The organism is Delftia sp. WSY_12 (assembly GCF_043104645.1).
GTDB lineage: Bacteria > Pseudomonadota > Gammaproteobacteria > Burkholderiales > Burkholderiaceae_C > Comamonas > Comamonas tsuruhatensis.
In genome coordinates this window covers 150,861-173,157 of the sequence record NZ_JBICKW010000024.1, presented here as the reverse complement: position 1 = coordinate 173,157, position 22,297 = coordinate 150,861, and the positions used below count along the sequence as shown (strand labels likewise).

Sequence of the window (22,297 nt, the reverse complement as noted above, 5' to 3'; positions counted from 1 at the left end):
GGCCATGCAGCGTTTCGACCTGAACCAGATCGCCGCCAGCCCCTGGAAGAACGGGGGCGGCAGCACGCGCGAGATCGCCTGCTGGCCGCCCGGGGCGGGCATGGAGGCCTTTGGCTGGCGCATCAGCGTGGCCACCATTGACCAGCCCGGCCCGTTCTCGGCCTTTGCGGGCGTGGACCGGCAGATCATGCTGCTCGATGGCGACGGCGTGCACCTGCGCGGCGAAGGCATCGACCATGTGCTGGACGCGCGCTGGCAGCCGTTTGCCTTCTCCGGCGATGTGGCGCTGGGCTGCTCGCTGCTGGGCGGCACTTCCACTGACTTCAACGTGATGGCGCGGCGCGGCCGGTGGCGGGCGCAGGTCCAGGTGCTGGACAGCGCTGCCGACGCCGGCCGCGCCGACGCCGGCCTGTGCATGGTGCTGCAGGGCGACTGGCAGGCGGATGGCGCTGCGCTCATCCCCGGCCAGGGCCTGTGGTGGAGCGCGCCGCAGCCCGACCCGCAGCAGCTGGTGCCGCAGACCGACGACGCGCGGCTGGTGCAGGTGCTGCTGCAAGCCTGCTGACGACCCACGACATCCAAGGAATCCCCCCCATGACCGAGCCCCACGCACCCGCTTCTGCATCCGCTTGCGCACTCGCTCCATCCTCTTCGGCCGACGGCTGCTGGCAGAACCTGCGCCTGGCGCCTGAGATGTTCGAGGCCGGCCAGGCCGTGGGTGACGGGGAGGATGCCTGCATCGTGGTGCAGCAGGGCCGCGTGGCCTGGGTGGGGCCGCAGCAGGCCCTGCCGCCCGCATATGCGGCCCTGCCGCGCCATGACGGCCAGGGCATGCTGGCCACGCCGGGCCTGGTCGATTGCCACACCCACCTGGTCTATGGCGGCGAGCGCGCCAACGAATTCGCCATGCGCCTGGACGGCGCCAGCTACGAGGAAGTGGCACGCGCCGGCGGCGGCATCGTCTCCAGCGTGCGTGCCACGCGCGAGGCCAGCGAGGACGAGCTGTTCGCCCAGGCCCTGCCGCGCCTGCAGCAGCTGCTGGACGAGGGCGTCTGCGCCATCGAGATCAAGTCGGGCTACGGCCTGGCGCTGGAGCACGAGCGCAAGCAGCTGCGCGTGGCCCGGCGCCTGGGCCAGGCCCTGGGCGTGACCGTGCGCACCACCTTCCTGGGCGCGCATGCGCTGCCGCCCGAGTACGCAGGGCGCAGCCAGGACTACATCGACCTCGTCGCCGGCACCATGCTGCCCGCGCTGGCGGCCGAGGGCCTGGTCGATGCGGTCGATGTGTTCTGCGAGCGCATCGCCTTCTCGCTGGCCGAGACCGAGCAGGTCTTCCAGGCCGCACGCCGCCTGGGCCTGCCCGTCAAGCTGCATGCCGAGCAGCTGTCGAACATGGAGGGGGCGGCCCTCGCGGCCCGCTATGGCGCGCTGTCCTGCGACCACATCGAGCACCTGTCGGAAGCAGGTATCGCCGCCATGCGCGGCGCGGGTTCCGTGGCCGTGCTGCTGCCCGGCGCCTACTACACGCTGCGCGACACCCACATGCCGCCCATCGCGGGCCTGCGCGCCGCGGGCGTTCCCATGGCCGTCTCTACCGATCACAATCCGGGCACCTCCCCCTGCCTGAGCCTTTTGCTCATGGCCAACATGGCCTGCACCCTGTTCCGGCTCACCGTGCCCGAGGCCCTGGCGGGCATCACCCGCCATGCCGCGCGCGCCCTGGGCCTGCAGGACGAGCATGGCCTGATCGCGGCCGGCCGTCCCGCCCACTTCGTGCTCTGGCCCGTGCGCCATGCGGCCGAGCTGGCCTACTGGTTCGGCAGCAAGCCTGACTGCACCATCGTGCGACAGGGCCGCATCGTGCGGACCCGCGGGCAGGGGAGCCACTGAAAGCCTGTCCCATGCCCCATGCACTGTTTCTCGATGAATTGATTTCCACCCTGGGCGCCGAAGTGGCGCAGCGCGGCGACGATGTGCCCGCGCGCTACCACACCGACTGGAGCGGCACGCCGCCCCAGCGCCCGCTGGCCCTGGTGCGCCCGCGCAGCACCGACGAGGTCAGCGCGCTCATGCGCCTGTGCACGGCCCACCGCGTGCCTGTCGTGCCCCAGGGCGGGCTCACGGGCCTGGCCGGTGCGGCCGTGCCCGTGCCGGGTGCGGTGGCCGTCTCCATGGAGCGCATGAATGCCATCGAGGACGTGAACGCGCGCACCGCGCTGATGACCGTGCAGGCCGGTGCCACGCTGCAGGCCGTGCAGGAGGCGGCCGTGGCCGCAGGCATGGTCTTCGGCGTGGACCTGGGCGCGCGCGGCAGCTGCCAGATCGGCGGCAACGTGGCCACCAATGCGGGCGGCAACGGCGTGCTGCAGCACGGCATGATGCGCGAGCAGGTGCTGGGCCTGGAGGTGGTGCTGGCCGACGGCACGGTGCTGCCCATGCTGCGCCCCATGCTCAAGAACAACACGGGCTACGACCTCAAGCAGTTCTTCATCGGCTCGGAGGGCACGCTGGGCATCGTCACGCGCGTGCTGCTGCGCCTGCGCCCCGCGCCCCAGGCCCGCGCCACGGCCCTGGTGGCCGTGCCGGACTTCGATGCGGCGCTGTCCGTGCTCTCGCGCATGCAGTCGCGCTTTGGCAACGGTGTGGCGGCCTTCGAGCTGATGTGGGACAGCTTCATCCAGGCCTCCATCCGCTGGCAGAAGCTGCAGCCGCCGTTTGGCCAGGCGCATGCGCTGCTGGCCCTGATCGATGTGGACGGCAAGGACGAGGCCACGCTGCGCGCTGACGTGGAAGAGGCCCTGGGCGAGGCCATGGAGGCCGGCGAGGTGGCCGATGCCGTCATCGCCCAGTCCGTGGCACAGGCGCGCCAGCTGTGGAAGCTGCGCGAGGCGCCGGCCGAGCTCAACACGAACATGCATCCGCCCGTGAACTTCGACGTCAGCCTGCCCCAGGCCGACATCGGCCGCTTCGCCGATGCCTGCCGCGCCGCGTTCGACGCGCGCTGGCCCGCCCACCACACGCTGTTCTTCGGCCATGTGGGCGACGGCAACCTGCATGTCTCGGTGGACGGTGCCACCGCCAACGGCGACTGCGAAGGCGTCGAGGCCGCGCTGTACCACCTGGTCGGCGAGTTCGGCGGCAGCGTCTCGGCCGAGCACGGCATCGGCCTGCACAAGAAGCCCTATCTCGGCGCCAGCCGCACCCCGGCCGAACTGGCCGTCATGCGCGCCATCAAGCAGGCGCTGGACCCCCTGCATCTGTTCAACCCCGGCAAGGTATTCGACCTATGAACGCTCCCGCCCTCCACGCGATCCACACCCTGGCACGCCCCGAAGTGCCGCCGCTGCCGCCCTACAACGCAGGCCTGTCCTCCGAGGCCGTGCGGGCGCGCTACGGCGTCACCGAGATCGCGCGGCTGGCGAGCAACGAGAACCCCTTTGGCGCCAGCCCCGCCGTGGCCCGCGCCCTGGCCGACCTGGCCCTGCATGTGGGCACCTATCCCGATGCGCAATGCACGGCGCTGCGCGCGGCCATCGCGGCGCGCACCGGCGTGCCGGCCGAGGCCATTGCCGTGGGCAACGGTTCCGAGGACATCCTGCAGATGCTCTGCCAGGCGTTTCTCTCGCCCGGCGACCGCGTGCTCACCCAGCGCCCGGCCTTCGGCCTGCACGAGATCTACCCGCGCATGATGGGCGCCCGCGTCGAGCTGCTGGAGCTGACGCCCGCGCTGGACTTCGATGTCGATGCCTGGTGCCAGGCGCTGGCGCGCGGCCCCAAGATCGCCATGCTGGCCAATCCCTCCAATCCCGTGGGCTGCATGTTCAGCGCCGGGGATTTCGCGCGCCTGCTGGACGCCACGCCGCCGCAGACCCTGCTGGTGGTGGACGAGGCCTACTACGAGTACGCCCTGCACGCAGAAGGCTACCCCGACGTGCTGGCCCTGCTGCGCGGCCGCGCCATGCCCTGGATCGTGCTGCGCACCTTCTCCAAGGCCTGGGGCCTGGCGGGCCTGCGCGTGGGCTACGGACTGGCCAGCGACGCGGCCCTGGTGCAACTGCTGGACCGCGTGCGCACGCCCTTCAACGTCAACCAGGCCGCCCAGGCGGCGGCGCTGGCGGCCTGGGGCGACGAGGACTTCATGCAGCGCGGCGTGGCCGAGACCGTGCGCCTGCGCGATGTGCTGGCGCAGCGGCTGGCCGCCCTGCCTGCACTGCCCGCACTTCGGATGGCGCCTTCGGCCGCCAACTTCCTGTTCATCGACATCGGCCGCCCCAACGGCCCCGTGAACGAGGCGCTGCTGGCCCGGGGCCTGATCGTCAAGCCCTGGAAGGAGCCGGGCTTCGAGCACTTCATCCGCGTCTCCGTGGGCACCGAGGCCGACAACGAACGCTTCGTGCGCGCGCTGGCCGAGATCCTGGAGGCCGGGCAATGAGCGGCATCGACCCGACACCCGACAGCCGCACGCTGTTCGCCGAGCATGCGCTGCTGCCCACGGGCTGGGCGCGCAATGTGCTGCTGCGCTGGGATGGCGCAGGGCGCCTGCAGGCCGTACAGGCCGACGCACAGCCCGGCAACGGGCCGCGCGCGCCCGGCCCCGTGCTGCCCGGCATGCCCAACCTGCACTCGCATGCCTTCCAGCGCGCCTTTGCGGGCCTGACCGAATACCGCGCCGAGGCCCAGGACAGCTTCTGGAGCTGGCGCGACCTCATGTACCGCTTTGCCGCGCGCATCACGCCCGAGTCGCTGGAGGCCATCGCCACCTGGCTGTACGTGGAGATGCTGGAGGCCGGCTACACCTCGGTCTGCGAATTCCACTACGTGCACCACGACCGGGATGGCCGGCCCTACGCCGACGACGCCACGCTGTCCCTGGCCCTGCTGCGCGCCGCGCGCAAGGCCGGCATGGGCATCACCCTGCTGCCCGTGCTCTACCAGACCAGCGGCTTCGGCGGCAAGCCGCCGCGCGCCGACCAGGCGCGCTTCATCCGCAGCACCGACAACATGCTGGCCCTGCTGCAGCGCCTGCTGCCCGAGGCGCGCGCACAGGGCGCGGCCCTGGGCCTGGCGCCCCACTCACTGCGCGCCGTGCCGCCCGACAGCCTGCGCGTGGCCGTGGAGGGCCTGACGGCGCTGGACGCGCGCGCGCCCGTCCACATCCACATTGCCGAGCAGACCCAGGAGGTGGACGACTGCCTGGCCTGGAGCGGCCAGCGCCCCGTGCAATGGCTGCTGGAGCATGCCCCCGTGGACGCACGCTGGTGCCTGGTCCACGCCACCCACATGACGCCCGGTGAATACGCGGGCGCCGCGCGCAGCGGCGCCGTGGCCGGCATCTGCCCCACCACCGAAGCCAACCTGGGCGATGGCATCTTCGACATGCCGCAATGGCTGGGCCACGGCGGCGTCTGGGGCGTGGGCTCGGACAGCCATGCCTGCGTCAATGCGGCCGAGGAACTGCTGATGCTCGAATACAGCCAGCGCCTGTCGCTGCGCCAGCGCAATGTGCTGGCCGGCCCCGACCCGCAGGTGGGCACCGCGCTGTGGACCGCTGCCGTGCAGGGCGGTGCCCAGGCCGCAGGCCGCCCCGTGGCCGGGCTGGCCGTGGGCCAGCAGGCCGACTTCCTGGCGCTGGACGCAGACCATGTGGCGCTGGCCGGCCTGCCGGTGCAGGCCATGGTCTCGGCCCATGTCTTCGGCAGCCACCGCAGCAGCGCCCTGCACAGCCTGTGGGTGGGCGGCGAGCGCCGCGTGCAGGCCGGACGGCATGCGCTGCACGAGGCGGCAGCCCGCGGCTTTGTCGCGGCCCGCGCGGCCACCCTGCAATCCTGAGGCCCCCGCATGCCATGGGCCCGCGAAACCCGCCAGAAACGTTCCAGAATCACGCCATGACCGATACCGCTCCCCCTCCCTTCGTCTTCCACCAGGGCACGGCGCCGCTGCTGATCTCCATGCCGCATGCGGGCACCCATGTGCCGCCCGACATCGCCGCGCGCCTGACCGAGGAAGCCCGCCACGTGCCCGACACCGACTGGCACCTGCCGCGCCTGTACGAGTTCGCCAAGGCCATGGGCGCCTCCATCCTCGTGGCCACGCATTCGCGCTATGTGGTGGACCTGAACCGTCCGCCCGATGGCGCCAGCCTCTACCCGGGCCAGAGCGTCACCGGCCTGTGCCCCGTGGACACCTTCGACGACACGCCGCTGTACGCCGACCCGGCCGATGTGCCCGCGGACGCCGAGATCGCCGCGCGCCGCGAGGCCATCTGGGGCCCGTACCACGCACAGCTGCGCGCCGAACTGGACCGCCTCAAGGCCGTGCACGGCACCGTGGCGCTGTGGGACGCGCACTCCATCCGCTCGGTGCTGCCGCGTTTCTTCGAAGGCAAGCTGCCCGACCTGAACCTGGGCACCGGCAAGGGCACGAGCTGCGCGCTGGAACTGGCCGAGCATCTGCTGGCCATTGCGCAGACCGCGCCGGGCCACACCGCCATACTCAACGGCCGCTTCACGGGCGGCTACATCACGCGCCACTACGGCCAGCCCGAGGCCGGCATCCACGCCGTGCAGCTGGAGATGACGCAGTGCAGCTACATGCAGGAAGCCCTGCCCTTCGACTACCTGCCCGAGCGCGCCGAACAGATCCAGCCCACGCTGCAGCGCATGCTGCAGGCGGTGCTGGACTTCGTCACGACACGGCGCGTGTCCTGATCAGCCTTCGTCGTGGCAGTGGCCCGGGCAGGGCCCGCCCATGGCCACGGGCGGCGGGTCGCCCAGCCAGCGGCGTGGCCCCGGGCCGTTCTGTGCGCACAGGTCGCCGGGGTTGTGCAGCACGCAGTGGCGCAGTGAGAGGCAACCGCAGCCAATGCACTGGTCCAGGCTCTCGCTGAGCCGCTGCAGCTCGCCTATGCGGTCGTCCAGCCGCTGCTTCCAGACCCGCGACATCTTCTGCCAGTCCCCGCCCGTGGGGACATGGCGGCTGGGCAGCTTGGCCAGCTGCTCGGCGATCTCCTCCAGCGTGAAGCCGATGCGCTGGGCGAACACCACGAAGGCGATGCGCCGCAGCGACGAGCGGTGGTAGCGCCGGTGGCCGCTGGCGCTGCGCACGGACTCGATCAGGTTCAGCGACTCGTAAAAGCGCAGCGCCGAGGCCTTGACCCCGCTGCGCTGCGCCACGTCGCCGATGCTGAGCAGCGGATCATCCTCGGTTTTCATGGTGGCTTTCCTTCGTGGCTTGACTTCAAGTTCACTTGAACTCGAAGAATGCGGCCATTCTGAGCGAAAGCGCAGGAACAGGGCAACCGGGGCTTGTACCGCCCCTGCAGGCGTCCTGGCCGGACTGCGAAATTCTTTGGCCGAGTGCTGCAATGACGCAGCTGCCGTTCATTCATACAGTAATGGGTCTCATTTGTATTGAATGGCATCGGCCGGAGGTTTCCATGTACATCGACAGCAGCAGCTTTCCCCTGGTCCGCATGGGCTACGAGCGCGACAAGGCCGTGCCCGTGGACCGCTTGCTGGAGGACTTCTCGGCCCTGCTGGCCCGCGGCCAGGCCTTTGTCTTCTTCAGCGACGGCGACATGTCCCAGGAGGAGCGCTCGCCCGAGGAGCGCAAGCAGGTCGTGCTGTGGATGAAGGCCCGCCGCCCCGAGCTCAAAAGCCTGGTGCGCGCCCTGGTCCACGCCGAGCCCGATGCGCACAAGCGCGCCGAGGCCGAGGCCTTCGCACAGATGTTCGGCAAGGCCTGGGGCTATCCCATGCTGCTGGTGGCCTCCCCCGAGGAGGCGCAGCAGCGTGCACGGGAGCTGCTCGGGTCCGATTGATGACCGATTGACATGAACTGAGAGAAACACCATGAATGCCGTGGATTCCGCCCTGCTCAAAGTCCTGCCCGAGAGGTGGGATCCCGACCATGTGGACCGTCCCGTGATCGTCCTGCCGATGCGCTCGGGCCCGGGTGACTGGGCAATGGACTTCCATGCCCACCGCAAGAGCCAGCTCATGGTCACCAATGCGGGCCTGATCACGCTGGAGACCGAGGCCGGCGTCTGCGTGGTGCCGCCGCGCAGCGCCGCCTGGATTCCGGGCGGCACGCTGCACCGCGTCAGCTGCAGCGGTGCGGCCAGCGGCCATATCGTCTTTGTGGAATGCGGCGCGGCGCGCCCCGCGCCCGGCCCCTGCCATGCGCTGGCCGTCTCGCCCTTTCTGCATGCCCTGCTGGAGCGCGTGCAGGGCCTGCCGCAGGACTACGAGCCCGACAGCGGCGATGGCCGGCTCATGCAGGTCCTGCTCGATGAAATCCAGAACGCGCAGCCCGAGGGCCTGCACCTGCCCCTGCCGCGCGACCGCCGCCTGCGCCGCATGACCGGCGCCCTGTGCGAGCAGCCCCAGCTGCAGGCGCGGCTGGCCGACTGGGCCCAGCGCATCGGCATGAGCGAGCGCAGCATGACGCGGCTGTTCCTGGCCGAGACCGGCCTCACCGTCAACCAGTGGCGCCGCCAGCTGCATGTGCTCACCGCGCTGCAGCAGCTGTCCCAGGGGCTGCGCATCCAGACCGTGGCCGATGCCCTGGGATACGAAAGCGCACCGGCCTTCGTGACCATGTTCCGCAAGGCCGTGGGCACCTCGCCGCGCCGCTTTCTGGCACTGCGCAGCGCGGTGCGCTGATCGCTACGAAAGCCGCAATCCCAGGCCGACCAGCACGGCCACCACCATCGCCGCCCCGAAGACATCCCAGCGCTGGATGCGCCGGTACCTGAGGATGACGACCAGGACGATGCCGATCAGCGTGATCAGCCGGGCCTGGAACACGGTGCCCAGCAGGAAGCAGATCACGATCTGCGCCCAGTAGGTGAGCAGGCCGGCCATCGGCGGCCTTTTCGATGCGGGCGGATTCGGGTCCGGTGCGGCCGGTGATGGCGATGGCGATGGAGAGGTCGATGCCGCGGGCAGGGTGCTTGCGGCGCCGGGGGCAGGGCCAGCCGCCTGCCGGGCGGCCTGCCGTTCCTCCTGGCGCTGCTCGCGCCGCTGCTGGTCGGTCTTCTCCAGCACGGGCGCTGCAGGTGCGGCCGGCTGCCACCATGGCTTGCCGCTGGCCAGCGCAGGTGCCTGCCCGCCGGCTGCCAGGCGCCGGAACGTGGCGTTTGCGGGGGGCTTGGCGCGCGCGGCGGCGCGGTCCTGCCGGCTGGCCTCGAGCAGGGCGTCGTTCGCCCGGTCCACAGGGCTGCGCGTGAGCTGCCGGGCCTGTGCCAGCAGCGGCCCGCCCTGCACGGGATCGATCTGGTGGACGAACTGCGCCATTCCCAGCAACTGCGAGGCATGGGCCGGCTGGCCTTGCCAGTGGGGCGCCTGGGCAGGCTGGACAGATTGGCCTGGCAGGCCTGTCCCGGCCTGCGTGGCGCGGTGCAGGGCGGCGCGCAGGCGCCTGCGCGTCTGGCGCGATACGCCGGGCTTGTCCGCGTTCACCACCAGCCCCGTGACCTCCTGGCGGCGGCCCTTGCGCATCACGCGCTCCTTGTCGGGGTGGGGCGTGAAGCCTTCGTCGCGCAGTATCCAGCGCACGCGGCCCAGCAGCCGCCCCACGTTGTCGCGCGCGGCCTCGCCCGAGGCCGAGAAGGTCAGGTCGTCCGCATAGCGCGTGTACACAAAGCCCAGCTGCCTGGCCAGGCCCAGCAGGCGGCGGTCCAGGCGGCGGCACAGCAGGTTGGTGAGCATGGGGCTGGTGGGCGCGCCCTGGGGCAGCACGCGCTCGCGCGCCTTGCCGCCAACGAAGAGCTTCTCGCCATCCACCTGCCAGGCCTGGGCGCGGTTTTCGCTGCACAGCAGGGCCAGGAGGGTGGCCATGGCCTCGCCATAGCCCAGATGCCGGAACACGCCCTTGATGCGGCCGAAGGCAATGCTGGGAAAGAAGTCCTTCACATCCAGGTTGATGACCACGTCGTGGCCCGCATGCGGCGCGGCGTTGCTGACGATGGAGCGGCCGGCCAGGAAGCCGTGCGCGGCATCGTGCGCGGGCACCTTGGCGAGGATGTTGTCCAGCACCCAGTACTGCGCGCGCTTGAGGCGCGGCATGGGCGCGGAGATCAGCCGCTCGCCGCCGGTCTTCTTGGGCAGGGTGAACGAGTGGTAGTGGTGGGTGCGGGCCACCTCGCGGTGAAAGCCCAGGAAGCGCAGCTCGGCCACGGTGATGCCCATGGCCTGGGCGAGCTGGGCGGCATCGGCCAGCTGCGGCAGGCCATGCCGGGCGAGCCGCTGCGGATCGGCCTGCCGGCGCTCCGTGCCATCCCGGGCGGCATCCTGCAGGGCCGCGGAGACGCCGGGGCCCAGATAGCCCACGTGCGTGGACCGCCTGGCATGCCAGGCCAGCGCCTTGTCATGGCGTTCCTGGGCCTGGCGGCGTTTGGTTTCCTCGCGCTGGGCCAGCGCCTTTTGCATGCGCTCCTTGCGCATCTGGCGCAGTGCGCGCTCGGGGTTCTGGCGCACGGCGATCTGCTGGCGCAGCTCGGCCAGCTCGCGCTGCAGCTCGCCTTCGCGCTGGATGTGGGCGGCGGCCAGCTGCGGCTGTCCCTCGCCCTTGGGCCAGAAGCCCAGGCGCTGCATTTCCTCGAGGATGACTTCCTGTTTGCTGGAGGCCTTGATGCGCTCGTAGATCTCGGCGCGCGTGGGTTGCGGCTGGCTCATGCGGCAACCCCTGCAAGGCGGGCCCGGCCGGTGCGAGGCGGGCAAGAAGGTGGAGCGACGCGCTTCTCGTCGAAGAGCCCGCAGGGCTCACGGGACGGGAGCTGTTCGCTCGACGCCACCCCGCGACGGTATGCGTGTTTCGCTTGTAGCAAGCCACTCAGGAAAACGCATACCGTCGCTGGGGTGGCACAGTGAAAACGGCGCCCGTGGTGCATGAAACGGCAGTTCACAAGGGTGGCGAAACACCACCCGGGTTGCAAGAGCCTGCGCGTCGCTCCGCGTGGCAGTGTAGAGCAATTGAGGCGGTTCACGCGATTTCTCCTTGTCCTGCTGCGGCCGCCTGCTGCGGGCCTGCCGGCTGGCGTGCGGCATCGAGCTGGGCCTGCGCCACCAGGCGCAGCGCAATCATGTGCTCGCAGGGCCCCTGGCGCAGCCGGTGCTGCTGGTAGTGGTTGCAGCTGCAGCGCGCATCGGTCAGGCGCTCGTCCGCGTTGAGTTCGAGCTGGGTGTCGAACAGGCGCTTGCCGTCGGCGCGCGGTATCTGGCCGGTGATGCGGCTGAAGCCGTCCTTGCGGTCGATGCGCGGCGGGGCAATGGCCTTGCCGCGCACCAGGGCCAGCGCCTTGTCCTCCTCGGGGTTGGCGGGCTGCAATTGCTGCGCCGTCAGCGGCTCGCGCAGCAGCTCGCGCCAGGCGTAGCGCCCGGCGTCCAGGTCGTAGACCGCGCGCCCGGCCTGCATCCAGCGTGTCATGGCCGTGTGCACCTGGGCCGGGGCCAGGCCCGTGGCCTGGGCCAGTTCCTGCGCGCCGGCCTGCCAGCACGACTGCAGTTGCCGGCCCACGGCCTCGACCTGGGCGGGCGTGACCTCGGCCTGCGGCGCCATCAGGTGAAAGCGCGCGCTGGCGGCCCAGTCGTTGGCGCTCCAGCCCGACAGGCCCAGCGTGACCGTGACCTGGCCCAGCTCCACCACCCAGAAGCTGGGCATGCCGCTGCCCAGCAGGTGCACGCGCACGCGCGTGGCCTGCGGGATCAGCCGCTCCAGCGTGAGCAGGCGCCGGCGCCCCCACAGGCGGATGGTGCCGCCGCCCGCGCCCAAGGCATCGCTGACGACGTGCGAGCGCCGGGTGGCCAGGCGTTCCTCCCAGGGCTCGAACACCACGGCGGGCGGCTGCCCCGGCGTCAGCTCGAAGCGCAGCGCGCGCGGGCCATGGCGCTCGCGCCGGGCACGCAGCCGCGCGCAGATGTTGAACAGGTCCATGGGGTGCAGTTCCACCACGGTGGCGGGCAGGGCCATGGCGCTGGAGACCTGTACGAAGCCGCGCAGCCAGCTGTCGGGCAGGTCGATCTTTTCCTCGCGCAGTGCCGGATCGGCGCCCACCTGCACGGCAAAGCCGGCCGGGTCCAGCGTCAGCCGCGTGTCCCGGTAGCTGCGGATCTTCTGGAATTCTTCGTAGAGGCTGGCCGAGTAGTCGATGTTGGTGGTGCCGCAGATGCGCTCGCCCGCATGCTCGAAGGCCTCGTGCCGGATGCTGACCGCGCAGTAGCTGGACTCGTCCTGGCTGAAGGCCTCGAACAGCAGCCGGTCCGGGTGCACGGTGATCACGGGATCGAGCACGTACCAGGCATCGCGGTTGGCCTGGTACAGCCAGTCGAAGTATTTGCGCTGCGCCTTGTAGAAGGGCGCGAGCACCTGATTGCGGGTCTCGCGCAGGTCCTTGAGTTCGACGCTGATTTCCTTGGCGCGCGCCTGGGCGCCGCCGGTGTCGGCCATGAAGCCGGCCAGCAGCTGGGACTCATGCTCCTGCAGCCATTCGCGGTAGGCCGTCTTGTCGCGGCCGCGCGTACGCATGTCGCTGACCACCACGCTGTGCAGCGCGCTGAGGCCTTCGCGCACCTGCAGGAAGGCCGGGCCGTCGCGCCGGAGCAGGCCGTCGAAGCGCGTGGGAGGCCGCAGCAGGTCGGGCGCGAAGGAAAACGCCTGTTGCGTGGCCGTGTCGCTGACCTGCGTGCTGCCGTAGTACTGATAGCGAAATTCCATGTCCGTTCGACTCCGTGCTGTGAACAGGCGCTCAGGTGGAAGACGGGGCCTGGCCGCGCCGCTCCGCCGCCAGGGGCTGCATGAAGCTTTGCGCCAGATGGGGATGGCGCTGCACGATGTCGCGCAGCCCGGCCACATAGTCGGGCTGGTCGGCCTGGCTGGCGCTGACCACCTGCCGCGCGAAGATGGCCGCGACCACGGCCGCGGTCTCGGGCGCATCGACCTGGCCGCGCAGGAAATGCAGCACGCGCGTCTTGCTGGCGCGCGCGCGGTGCACCTGGCTGAGCACGGCCAGGAAGTAGGGCTGCAGCTCCTGCAGGCGCGCCGCGCGCTGCGGTGCGGGCTCGTCGGGCAGGGCGAGCAGCCATTGCGTGACGAACAGCTGCACGCTGGTGGCGGGGTGCTGGGCCAGGCGCGCGAGGTAGAGGCTGGCCTCGGGCGCGCTCATGTGCTGCTCGAGCCGCTGGCGGCCCAGGGCCTGTACCCAGGACTGGGGATGGTCCACCCAGCCTATCAGCAGATCGGGCGTGAGCGCATTGGCCGGCAGCCGCTGGCCGAACATCTCGCGTGCGTACTGCTGGGTGTCGGCGAACAGGGCGTCGGCCAGCGGCAGCAGCTGTTCCGCCTGCTCGGGCCGGGTCTGTTCCATGGGCGTGAGGCGCGTGTCGATGCTCTGGCGGCTCAGTGCGCGCACATCGGCATCGGCATGCCGCGCCAGCGTGGACCACTGGCGCAGGGTGTAGGCCTGGATGTCCAGCGCCTTCAGGCCCCAGGCGCCGTAGCGTTGCGCACCCGTGGCCTGGGCCTGCAGGGCGCGCCAGATGCCCGAGGCATCGCGGGCCGGGGCCACGGCGGCCAGCGGGCCGGTGAGCAGGCGCAGCGCCGCGTCGTGGACGCCTTCGGCCTTTTCCGCGCGGAACAGCACCTCGTGCAGGCGTTCGGCGATCTGGGCGTTGCAGCGCGCGTTGTACAGAGGGGTGCCGGCCAGGCGCTCGACCAGGGGCGCGGCCGCTGCGCGCAAGGCGGCATGGGGCGATACCGCGAACCCGGCCAGCATGTCGGCCTGCTCGCACAGCAGATCGTCGGCCAGGCTGCCCATGAGCCGTATGCCGCAGGCCATGCGCGCAGGTTCCTCGGATTCCAGCAGCCCGCGCAGCGCCGCCGCAGGCAAGGTGCGCAGGCCTTGCGGGTGCGCCAGCAGCCAGGCGGTCGCCATCTCCACCAGTGCCGTCACCGAATGCGCCAGCAGGTGGTGCAGCGGCGGGGCCGGAACGCCGGGCGCGTGCGCGACCAGCGGTGCCTTGTCCGCGAAGAGGGCCTGCACCGCATCGCGGATGTCGGCCAGCGCAGCGCCGTCCGCATCCAGCGTGGGCAGCGCCGCCAGCAGGGCCAGGGCCACGGCGGCGCCATCGGCATAGAGCAGCAGGGCCAGTGCCTGCGTGCGCGAGCTGGCGGCGGGCGACAGAAGCAGGGCCGCCACCAGCTCGGCATCGCGCGCGGCGGCTGCGCGGTCGCGCGACAGCCAGGCGCCCAGGTAGCGGGCGGCCGGCCCCTCGCCGCATTGCGCAAGCGCCAGCAGCCAGGGGCGGCGCGCCGCATCGTCGGTCAGAGCGACCATGCGCTGCTGGGCAATCTCCAGGCCCAAGGCGGCGGCGGGCGCATAGGTTTGGTGCAGCAGCGGCGCGGCGGCCGCCGCATCCAGGCTGTCCAGAAAGGCCTTCTGGTCCTGCAGAGCGCGCGTGAGCGACCACAGCAGCAGCGTGGACTGCGAGCGGCCCACCAGCTGCAGCAGCCGCTCGGGGTGGGCGTCCCACAGGGGCGACAGCCCTTCCACGCGCTGCGCGGGCAGCTGCTGCAGGTCCAGCGGCTTGTCGGTGTACCAGCCATGGGCGCGTGCCGAGGCATGCAGCTGCGGCCAGCGCGGCAGCAGCAGCCGGGCGGCAAGCAGCCAGCGCGATTCGGGCAGGCGGCCGGAGCGCGAGGCAGCCTGGCCCGCGCAGCGGCGGTCCATGGCCTGGAGCAGGGCCGTGGCCTGCGCGGCGCCTTCGCTGTGCCCGGCCGAGACCATGCGCCGCAGCTGGCGCCAGCCGCGCAGGCGCAGGTACAGGGAGGTGTCGCGGCTGAAGACGGCACCCTCGTCGCGCGGGCCATCGAAGCGGGCATGCAGCACGGCCAGCAGGGCGTGGTCGCGCCGCCACTCGGCACGCTTGTGGATGCGCCGTATGGCAGGCCACCAGGGGCGTGTGAAAGGGATGCGCTCCATCCAGGCCAGCAGCTGCCGGTGGACGGCGCCATCGTGCGCTCCCAGCGTATCGGCCGCCAGCAGCGCCTGGGGCGTGAGGGCGTTGAACACGGCCTGCTGCGCCTGCGGGCCGTCCTCCGGCGGGGCGGTGCGTGTCTCTTGTTCCCCCTGTGCCCCTTGCTCCCCTTGTATCCACTGCTCCCACTGATCCCGGTGCTCCTGCAGCGCCGCCTGGCGCTCCTGCGGCGCGAGCAGCGCCAGCCAGGCCTGGTGCGCCAGGTCGCGCGTGGCCTCGCTGGCGCCGCGCTGCGACAGCGCCTGCATGGCCACCGCCGCGCCGCCATCGCCCAGGCGGCCCACCAGATAGGCCAGGCAGTAGTCGAGCAGGTCGTCGCCCGTGCCCAGCAGGGCCACCAGGCGCGGCACCTGCGCATGCAGCAGGCGCTGGGCGCCGCCGCCGCGCGCGGCATCCGCATATTCCGCCAGGCGCCACACCAGGCGCGCCTGCTGGCCTGCGGGCATCAGCCGCCAGGCATTGCCGTCCAGGCGCCGGCACAGGGCCGGTATGGCGGCGGCCTGCACGGGCGACTCCGGCAGCTGTGGCGGCTGCGGTGCCGGTTCCTGGGCGTGGCCAGCCAAGGGCAAGGCTTGCACGCCATCCAGCTCGGCAAAACCTTGCTGGGACTGCAGCACATCGCCGGCCGCCAGGCGCTGGCGCAGATAGGCCAGTGCGCGCTGGCGTGCAGGCTCCAGTGCCAGCGGCAACGGGGTCAGCGTGCTGTCATCGACCTGCGCGACGACGCCGGCCTTCCATTGCGTGACCTGCAAGGTCACGACATGGCGCGCCGCCGCGTCGCGCCCCTGCGGGTCCAGGGCCACCAACGTCACGGTGCTGATGCGTTCATTGCGTCCCTGCGGGCGGGACAGTACGGCTTGAGCAAGCAGGTTCATGCGGCAGGCATCCAGTGCTTTTCCATATGGGGTTGGCTGGCGGGAACAACCGGGGCCGCAAAGTGTTCGCGGCCGTCGTTTCCCGCTGGCCAACGCAGGGTCAGATGGCATCGCAGTGTAGTGCCTCGATGCCCTGCGGGCGCCGCCCGCCGCGTGCCCGCCGCAGTGCCGATGGCCGCTGCGCTTGTCCGATCCGGCCATTGATTCCCCTGGCAAACCGTCCTCAATTTTCGTGGTGTCTTTGTGGCTGGATCTTGACTTCAAGTTCACTTGAACTTGAAGAATGCAACCCATTGTGAGCAGCCGCCGGCAAGGCCTTCAGAGCCTGCGGTACAGCCCCCTTTTTCCGGCCCTGCACCGCCCCCGGCAGCAGGGCCTTGCCCATCCCCCTCAAGGAGAGTCGATCCATGCCAGTTCTTCCCCCGCCGCCGTTGCGGCGTGCCCTGTTCGGAGGCGCCCTGGCGGCGCTGGCCCTGCTTGCCGGCTGCCGCCCGCAGGCCGTGGGCGATGCCCATGCCAGCGACGGCCCGCCGCCTGCGCCCGAGGTGCTGGTGAGCGAGGTCGTGCCGGCCAGCGTGCGTGTCTGGGACGAGTTCAACGGCCGCATCGATGCCGTGGACTCCGTGCAGCTGCGCCCGCGCGTGTCGGGCTATATCGAGCGCATTGCCTTCAGCGAGGGGCAGGAGGTCAGGAAGGGCCAGCTGCTGTTCGTGATCGACCAGCGGCCCTACCGCGCGGCCCTGGCCAGCGCCGAGGCCGAGCTGGAGCGCACGCGTGCCGGCGCCGCCCTGGCGCGCACCCAGGACCAGCGTGCCCGCCAGCTGGTGGCCGAGCATGCCGTCTCGCGCGAGGAAGCCGACACGCGTGCCGGCGCCATGGCCCAGAGCGCCGCCCAGGTGCGTGCCGCCGAAGCCGCGCTGGCGGCCGCGCGGCTCAACCTGGACTTCACCGAGGTGCGCGCGCCGGTCTCCGGCCGCGCGGGCCGCGCCCTGCTCACCGTGGGCAACCTGGCCCAGGCCGACCAGAGCGTGCTGACCACCGTGGTCTCGCAGGACCCGGTGTATGTGTATTTCGATGCGGACGAGCACAGCTTCCTGCGCCACCAGCAGGCCGCCAACGCCGCCAACGGCGGCAAGGGCCGGCCCGTGCGCATGGGCCTGGCCAGCGATGAGGGCTTCCCGCACAAGGGCACGCTGGATTTCACCGACAACCAGCTCAACGCCGGCACGGGCACGGTGCGCATGCGCGCCCGCATGCCCAATCCCGACCGCCTGCTGACGCCGGGCCTGTTCGCGCGCGTGCAGTTGCAGTCAGGGCAGTCCGAGCAGGGCGGCGGCGGGCAGCAGGCGCTGCTGATCGACGACAAGGCCGTGCTCACCGACCAGGACCGCAAGTACGTGTATGTGGTGGGCGAGGGCAACAAGGCCGAGCGCCGCGACCTGGAGCTGGGCCGCATGGTCGATGGCCGGCGCGTGGTGCAAAAGGGCCTGGCGGCGGGCGACCGCCTCGTGGTCGGCGGCCTGCAGCGCATCTACTACCCCGGCATGCCGGTCAGCCCCAAGCCTGCGCCCGGCGATGGGCAGGCGGCGGTGGCCCAGGCGTCGGCCGTGGCCGCGCAGTGAACCGGGACGCACCATGGATTTCTCCAAATTCTTCATAGACCGCCCGATCTTCGCGGTCGTGCTCTCCATCATCCTGTTCGCCGTGGGCCTGGTTGCGATTCCGCAGCTGCCCGTGGGCGAGTATCCCGAGGTCGTGCCGCCCAGCGTGGTGGTGCGCGCCACCTATCCGGGCGCCAATCCCAAGGAGATCGCCGAGTCGGTGGCCGTGCCGCTGGAGGAGGCGATCAATGGCGTCGAAGGCCTGATCTACCTGAAGTCGGTCGCGGCCTCGGACGGCAGCCTGCAGGTGGTGGCGACCTTCCGCGCCGACGTGGACCCCGACACGGCAGCCGTGCGCGTGCAAAACCGCGTGAGCCAGGCGCAGAGCCGCCTTCCCGAGGAAGTGCGCCAGTACGGCGTCACCACGCAAAAGCGCTCGTCCACGCCGCTGATGTATGCGGGCCTGACCTCCAGCGACGGCAACCATGATGCGCTGTACCTGCGCAACCATGCCACGCTCAAGATCAAGGACGAGCTGGCGCGCATCCCCGGCATCGGCGAGGTGGCGCTGTACGGCGCAGGCGACTATGCGATGCGCGTCTGGCTGGACCCCAGCAAGGTGGCCGCACGACAGCTCACCGCTGCCGAGGTGATCGCCGCCATCCGCGAGCAGAACGTGCAGGTATCGGCCGGCCAGCTGGGCGCCGAGCCCAGCCCCAAGGGCTCGGACAAGCTGCTGTCCATCAATGTGCGAGGCCGCCTGAAGACGGCCGAGGAGTTCGGCTCCATCGTGCTCAAGGGTGGTGCCGACGGCCAGGTCGTGCGCCTGACCGACGTGGCGCGCATCGAACTGGGCGCCAGCGACTACAGCATGCGCTCGCTCAGCGACACGCGGCAGATGGCGGCCGTGGGCATCTTCCTGTCGCCGGGCGCCAATGCGCTGGGCGTGGCGCGGGAGGTCTACGCCACCATGGAGCGCCTGTCCAGGGATCTGCCCGAAGGCGTGAACTTCGAGACCGTCTGGGACCCCACGGTCTTCGTGCGCGACTCCATCAAGGCGGTGCAGAGCACGCTGATCGAGGCGGTGATCCTCGTGGTGCTGGTGGTCATCGTCTTCCTGCAGACCTGGCGTGCTTCCATCATTCCGCTGCTGGCCGTGCCCGTGTCCATCGTCGGAACCTTCGCGGGGCTGTACCTGCTGGGCTACTCCATCAACACGCTGACCTTGTTCGGCCTGGTGCTGGCCATCGGCATCGTGGTGGACGACGCCATCGTCGTGGTGGAGAACGTGGAGCGCTACATCGAGGAGGGCCACACGCCCCTGGAGGCGGCGCACCTGGCGATGAAGGAGGTCTCGGGCCCCATCATCGCCATCGCCCTGGTGCTGTGCGCGGTCTTCGTGCCCATGGCCTTCCTCAGCGGCGTGACGGGCCAGTTCTACAAGCAGTTCGCCGTGACGATCGCCATCTCCACGGTGATCTCGGCCATCAACTCGCTGACGCTGTCGCCTGCACTGGCGGCCAAGCTGCTGCAGCCGCGCGGCGCGCCGCGCGATCTGCTGTCGCGCGGGCTGGACCGCAGCCTGGGCTGGTTCTTCCGCCCCTTCAACCGCTTCTTCGACCGCAGCGCGCACGGCTACCAGAACTCCGTGGGGCAGTCGCTGCGCCGCCGCGGCCTGGTGTTTGCGGTCTACGCGGCGCTGCTGGCGGGCACGGCCGTGCTGTTCCAGGCCGTGCCGGGCGGCTTCATCCCGCTGCAGGACAAGCTGTACCTGTTCGGCGGCGCCAAGCTGCCCGAGGGCGCCTCGCTGGGCCGCACCTCCGAGGTGACGCGCCAGATCGTGGAGCTGGCCCACAGCGTGGAGGGCGTGGACAAAGTCGCTGCCTTCGCAGGCTTCAATGCGCTGCAGACCACGACCACGCCCAACCTGACCAGCTCCTACATCATGCTCAAGCCCTTCGGCGAGCGCACGCGCAGCGCCGAGGAGATCAATGCCGAGCTGGGCGCCAAGTTCGCGCAGATCGAGGGCGGCTTCGCCTACGCGCTGATGCCGCCGCCCATCCAGGGCCTGGGCAACGGCTCGGGCTACTCGCTGTTCCTGCAGGATCGCGCGGGCCTGGGCTACGCGGCGCTGCAGCAGGCGCTGCAGGCCTTCCAGGCCGAGATCGCCAAAACGCCGGGCATGACCTATCCGGTCAGCAGCTATCAGTCCAACATCCCGCAGCTCGAAGTCAAGGTGGACCGTACCAAGGCCAAGGCGCAGGGTGTGGCGCTGACCGACCTGTTCCAGACGCTGCAGGCCTACCTGGGCTCGGTCTACGTCAACGACTTCAACGCCTTCGGCCGCGTCTGGCGCGTGATGCTGCAGGCCGATGCCGACCACCGCCAGGCCGTGGAGGACATCGCGCGGCTGCGCACGCGCAATGCGCGCGGCGAGATGGTGCCCATAGGCTCCATGGTCACCGTGGTGCCCAGCTTCGGGCCCGACCCGGTGCTGCGCTACAACGGCTTCCCGGCGGCCGACCTGATCGGCGACTCCGACCCGCGCGTGCTGTCCTCGGGCGAGGTGCTGACCAAGCTCCAGGAGATCGCGCAGCGCACGCTGCCGCGCGGCATCGAGCTGGCCTGGACCGACCTCAGCTACCAGCAGGTGGAGCAGAGCAACGCGGCGGCCGTGGTCTTCGCCATCGCCGTGATGCTGGTCTTCCTGGTGCTGGCCGCGCTCTACGAGAGCTGGACGCTGCCGCTGGCCGTCATCCTCATCGTGCCCGTGTGCATCTGCGCGGCGCTGTTCGGCGTCTGGCTGGCCGGCGGCGACAACAACGTCTTCGTACAGGTGGGGCTGGTGGTGCTGATGGGGCTGGCCTGCAAGAACGCCATCCTGATCGTGGAGTTCGCGCGCGAGCTGGAGCTGCGCGGCGTGGGCATCGTCGATGCCGCGCTGCAGGCCTGCCGCCTGCGGCTGCGGCCCATCGTCATGACCTCGATCGCCTTCATCGCCGGTGCCGTGCCCCTGCTCATCGGCGGCGGCGCGGGCAGCGAGGTGCGCGCGGCCACGGGGGTGACGGTGTTCTCCGGAATGCTGGGCGTGACCCTGTTCGGCCTGTTCCTCACGCCGGTGTTCTACGTCACGCTGCGCCGGCTCTCGGGCCGGGCGCTGACGGGGCATGCGCCTGCACATGCCGCGCCTGCCTCCCCACCCTCCGACAAAGCCGCACCGCTGGAGCCCCACCATGTCTGAAATCCGCAATTCCCTGAGCCGACACGCGCTGGCGCTGGCGTCTGCCGGGCTTGTGGCCGGCTGCGCGGTCGGCCCCGACTTCAAGGCGCCTGCGGCGCCGCAGGCCGGAGCACAGTTCGCGCGGGCCGAGCCTGCACCGGCCACCCCGCAGGCCGAGCCCGATGCCGCCTTCTGGCGCCAGTTCCAGGACCCGCAGCTGACGCGGCTGGTGGAGCAGGCGCTGGGCGGCAACCAGGACCTGCAGGTGGCGCTGGCACGGCTGGACGGCGCCCAGGCGCTGCTGAGCGAAAGCCGCTTCGACCAGTTCCCCACGGTCACGATGTCGGGCCAGGCCACGCAGCAAAAGCGCAGCGAGAGCGAGGCCTTCTACGGGCCGCGCAGCCAGCGCAGCTACACGGCCGGGCTGTCGGCCAGCTGGGAGATCGACGTGTTCGGCCGCGTGCGGCGCAACATCGAGGCGCGGCGTGCCGACCTGCGCGCCGACGCGGCCGATCTCGCGGCGCTGCAGGTGGCCATCGCGGCCCAGGTCGCGGGCAGCTATGCCGACCTGCGCGGCTGGCAGCAGCGCCTGGCCCTGGCCCAGGCCAACGCGGCCAACCAGCAGGACACGCTGCGCCTGGTGCAGCTGCGCCTCACACACGGCAGCGGCACCGAGTTCGACCTGGCGCGCGCCCAGGCCCAGCTGGAGGCCACGCGCTCGCGCATCCCGGCACTGCAGGCGCAGATCGCCATGGCCCAGCACCGGCTGGCCGTGCTCACGGGCCAGGTGCCCGAGGCGCTGATCGCCGCGCTGGATGTGCCTGCCGCCCTGCCGCAGCTGCCGCCGGCCATCGACCCCGGCACGCCGGCCGGCCTGCTGCGCCGCCGTCCGGACGTGGCCGTGGCCGAGGCACGGCTGCATGCGGCCACGGCGCGCATCGGGGTGGCCACGGCCGACCTGTTCCCGCGCCTGTCGCTGGGCGGGCTGCTGGGCAGCACGGCGCTGCACGGCGGCGCGCTGTTCGAGGGCGGCAGCGCCACCAGCAGCGTGTTCCTGGGCGTGGACTGGTCCTTCCTCGACGTGGGCCGCGTGCGGGCGCGCATCGCGGCCAGCGAGGCCGGCGCCCAGGCCGCGCTGGCCCAGTACCAGCAGACCGTGCTGCTGGCGCTGGAGGACGCCGAGAACGCCCTGGTGCGCCTGCAGCGCACGCGCACCGAGGATGCCCACCTGGCCCAGGCCGCCGAGCAGCGCCAGCGCGCAGAACAGCTGGCGCTGCGCCGCTACCACCTGGGCAGCGTGGGCCTGTACGAAGTGCTGGATGCGCAGCGCGACCTCTACGCGGCCCAGGACGCCGCCGCCGACAGCCGTGCGCGCGGCCTGCGCGCTGCCGTGGCGCTGTACCAGGCCCTGGCCGGTGGCTGGGACGGGAAGCTGCCGCCAGCCTGAGCACAAGGCGTGCGTTGCAATAAGGGACGGCCAGGTGCCGTCCTTTTTTTTGCTTGTGCGGACCCCCGGTGAAAACCAGGAGTCAGAAGGGCTTGCCTCATTTTTTTCTTATCAGATAATTT

Annotated in this window: 16 protein-coding genes; 11 read left to right on the top strand and 5 right to left on the bottom strand. The window is 71.1% G+C overall.

Translation table 11 applies throughout. The annotated features are described in order from the left end of the window. Positions 1 to 4: 4 nt before the first annotated feature. From ACF8LI_RS15705 to hutG, 6 genes are read left to right on the top strand one after another with little or no spacing between them, the layout of a single operon-like run. Positions 5 to 565: a HutD family protein gene (locus ACF8LI_RS15705; protein WP_046982624.1), complete on the top strand. Its 561-nt coding sequence runs from the start codon at positions 5 to 7 to the stop codon at positions 563 to 565. A 29-nt stretch (positions 566 to 594) separates the two neighbouring features. After that, on the top strand, positions 595 to 1,890 hold the full coding sequence (gene hutI, locus ACF8LI_RS15700) for an imidazolonepropionase (protein WP_392413284.1): 1,296 nt from the start codon (positions 595 to 597) through the stop codon (positions 1,888 to 1,890). Positions 1,891 to 1,901: 11 nt separating this feature from the next. Further along, positions 1,902 to 3,290 carry an FAD-binding oxidoreductase gene (locus tag ACF8LI_RS15695; protein WP_392413282.1) on the top strand — a complete coding sequence of 463 codons (1,389 nt, stop codon included), beginning with the start codon at positions 1,902 to 1,904 and terminating at the stop codon, positions 3,288 to 3,290. Then, positions 3,287 to 4,432, top strand: coding sequence for a histidinol-phosphate transaminase (locus ACF8LI_RS15690; RefSeq protein WP_392413280.1), 1,146 nt, complete (start codon positions 3,287 to 3,289; stop codon positions 4,430 to 4,432). Before ACF8LI_RS15695 ends, ACF8LI_RS15690 begins: the two co-directional genes overlap by 4 nt. After that, positions 4,429 to 5,829, top strand: a complete 1,401-nt coding sequence (locus ACF8LI_RS15685; protein ID WP_392413278.1) for a formimidoylglutamate deiminase — start codon at positions 4,429 to 4,431, stop codon at positions 5,827 to 5,829. Before ACF8LI_RS15690 ends, ACF8LI_RS15685 begins: the two co-directional genes overlap by 4 nt. 14 nt (positions 5,830 to 5,843) lie before the next feature. Beyond that, positions 5,844 to 6,707, top strand: coding sequence for an N-formylglutamate deformylase (gene hutG / locus ACF8LI_RS15680; RefSeq protein ID WP_016447387.1), 864 nt, complete (start codon positions 5,844 to 5,846; stop codon positions 6,705 to 6,707). Here the strand turns inward: hutG and soxR are convergent, their stop codons facing one another. After that, a complete protein-coding gene (soxR, locus tag ACF8LI_RS15675; protein WP_012202096.1) occupies positions 6,708 to 7,211 on the bottom strand; it encodes a redox-sensitive transcriptional activator SoxR in 504 nt (167 codons plus the stop codon). Between the two features lie 224 nt (positions 7,212 to 7,435). On the opposite strand from soxR, the gene ACF8LI_RS15670 reads away from it, so the two are divergent. Together ACF8LI_RS15670 and ACF8LI_RS15665 are read left to right on the top strand one after the other, a co-directional pair. Beyond that, positions 7,436 to 7,819: a hypothetical protein gene (locus tag ACF8LI_RS15670; protein WP_016447388.1), complete on the top strand. Its 384-nt coding sequence runs from the start codon at positions 7,436 to 7,438 to the stop codon at positions 7,817 to 7,819. A gap of 31 nt (positions 7,820 to 7,850) precedes the next feature. Next, positions 7,851 to 8,663, top strand: coding sequence for a helix-turn-helix transcriptional regulator (locus tag ACF8LI_RS15665; protein WP_312840572.1), 813 nt, complete (start codon positions 7,851 to 7,853; stop codon positions 8,661 to 8,663). Between the two features lie 3 nt (positions 8,664 to 8,666). Here the strand turns inward: ACF8LI_RS15665 and ACF8LI_RS15660 are convergent, their stop codons facing one another. The 4 genes from ACF8LI_RS15660 to ACF8LI_RS15645 form a co-directional block, all read right to left on the bottom strand. Further along, positions 8,667 to 10,676, bottom strand: a complete 2,010-nt coding sequence (locus tag ACF8LI_RS15660) for a reverse transcriptase domain-containing protein (protein ID WP_312840573.1) — start codon at positions 10,674 to 10,676, stop codon at positions 8,667 to 8,669. A 307-nt stretch (positions 10,677 to 10,983) separates the two neighbouring features. After that, positions 10,984 to 12,714: an SWIM zinc finger family protein gene (locus ACF8LI_RS15655; RefSeq protein WP_392413275.1), complete on the bottom strand. Its 1,731-nt coding sequence runs from the start codon at positions 12,712 to 12,714 to the stop codon at positions 10,984 to 10,986. A 31-nt stretch (positions 12,715 to 12,745) separates the two neighbouring features. After that, a complete protein-coding gene (locus ACF8LI_RS15650; protein WP_392413273.1) occupies positions 12,746 to 15,907 on the bottom strand; it encodes a hypothetical protein in 3,162 nt (1,053 codons plus the stop codon). Between the two features lie 223 nt (positions 15,908 to 16,130). Further along, positions 16,131 to 16,316: a hypothetical protein gene (locus ACF8LI_RS15645; RefSeq protein ID WP_156179775.1), complete on the bottom strand. Its 186-nt coding sequence runs from the start codon at positions 16,314 to 16,316 to the stop codon at positions 16,131 to 16,133. On the opposite strand from ACF8LI_RS15645, the gene ACF8LI_RS15640 reads away from it, so the two are divergent. Genes ACF8LI_RS15640 through ACF8LI_RS15630 form a run of 3 tightly spaced genes read left to right on the top strand, consistent with a single transcriptional unit; the run spans position 16,315 to position 22,175 of the window. Continuing rightward, entirely contained in the window at positions 16,315 to 17,529 is a 1,215-nt protein-coding gene (locus ACF8LI_RS15640; protein ID WP_016447393.1) for an efflux RND transporter periplasmic adaptor subunit, read from the top strand. The two genes, ACF8LI_RS15645 and ACF8LI_RS15640, sit on opposite strands and share 2 nt — an antisense overlap. A gap of 13 nt (positions 17,530 to 17,542) precedes the next feature. Beyond that, the gene (locus ACF8LI_RS15635) at positions 17,543 to 20,749 is read left to right on the top strand and encodes an efflux RND transporter permease subunit (protein WP_392413271.1); all 3,207 of its coding nucleotides are present in this window, start codon (positions 17,543 to 17,545) and stop codon (positions 20,747 to 20,749) included. Further along, the gene (locus ACF8LI_RS15630; protein WP_392413269.1) at positions 20,742 to 22,175 is read left to right on the top strand and encodes an efflux transporter outer membrane subunit; all 1,434 of its coding nucleotides are present in this window, start codon (positions 20,742 to 20,744) and stop codon (positions 22,173 to 22,175) included. The genes ACF8LI_RS15635 and ACF8LI_RS15630 overlap by 8 nt, the downstream gene beginning before the upstream one ends. The last annotated feature ends 122 nt before the right edge of the window (positions 22,176 to 22,297 follow it).

Excerpts from the sequence above, each read along its gene's own strand:
- ACF8LI_RS15670 (WP_016447388.1), top strand. The coding sequence starts at position 7,436 with ATGTACATCGACAGCAGCAGCTTTCCCCTGGTCCGCATGGGCTACGAG.
- ACF8LI_RS15650 (WP_392413273.1), bottom strand. The coding sequence starts at position 15,907 with ATGAACCTGCTTGCTCAAGCCGTACTGTCCCGCCCGCAGGGACGCAAT.
- ACF8LI_RS15685 (WP_392413278.1), top strand. The coding sequence starts at position 4,429 with ATGAGCGGCATCGACCCGACACCCGACAGCCGCACGCTGTTCGCCGAG.
- ACF8LI_RS15665 (WP_312840572.1), top strand. The coding sequence starts at position 7,851 with ATGAATGCCGTGGATTCCGCCCTGCTCAAAGTCCTGCCCGAGAGGTGG.
- ACF8LI_RS15705 (WP_046982624.1), top strand. The coding sequence starts at position 5 with ATGCAGCGTTTCGACCTGAACCAGATCGCCGCCAGCCCCTGGAAGAAC.
- ACF8LI_RS15660 (WP_312840573.1), bottom strand. The coding sequence starts at position 10,676 with ATGAGCCAGCCGCAACCCACGCGCGCCGAGATCTACGAGCGCATCAAG.
- soxR (WP_012202096.1), bottom strand. The coding sequence starts at position 7,211 with ATGAAAACCGAGGATGATCCGCTGCTCAGCATCGGCGACGTGGCGCAG.
- ACF8LI_RS15655 (WP_392413275.1), bottom strand. The coding sequence starts at position 12,714 with ATGGAATTTCGCTATCAGTACTACGGCAGCACGCAGGTCAGCGACACG.
- ACF8LI_RS15695 (WP_392413282.1), top strand. The coding sequence starts at position 1,902 with ATGCCCCATGCACTGTTTCTCGATGAATTGATTTCCACCCTGGGCGCC.
- hutI (WP_392413284.1), top strand. The coding sequence starts at position 595 with ATGACCGAGCCCCACGCACCCGCTTCTGCATCCGCTTGCGCACTCGCT.
- ACF8LI_RS15630 (WP_392413269.1), top strand. The coding sequence starts at position 20,742 with ATGTCTGAAATCCGCAATTCCCTGAGCCGACACGCGCTGGCGCTGGCG.
- hutG (WP_016447387.1), top strand. The coding sequence starts at position 5,844 with ATGGGCCCGCGAAACCCGCCAGAAACGTTCCAGAATCACGCCATGACC.
- ACF8LI_RS15635 (WP_392413271.1), top strand. The coding sequence starts at position 17,543 with ATGGATTTCTCCAAATTCTTCATAGACCGCCCGATCTTCGCGGTCGTG.
- ACF8LI_RS15645 (WP_156179775.1), bottom strand. The coding sequence starts at position 16,316 with ATGGATCGACTCTCCTTGAGGGGGATGGGCAAGGCCCTGCTGCCGGGG.
- ACF8LI_RS15690 (WP_392413280.1), top strand. The coding sequence starts at position 3,287 with ATGAACGCTCCCGCCCTCCACGCGATCCACACCCTGGCACGCCCCGAA.
- ACF8LI_RS15640 (WP_016447393.1), top strand. The coding sequence starts at position 16,315 with ATGCCAGTTCTTCCCCCGCCGCCGTTGCGGCGTGCCCTGTTCGGAGGC.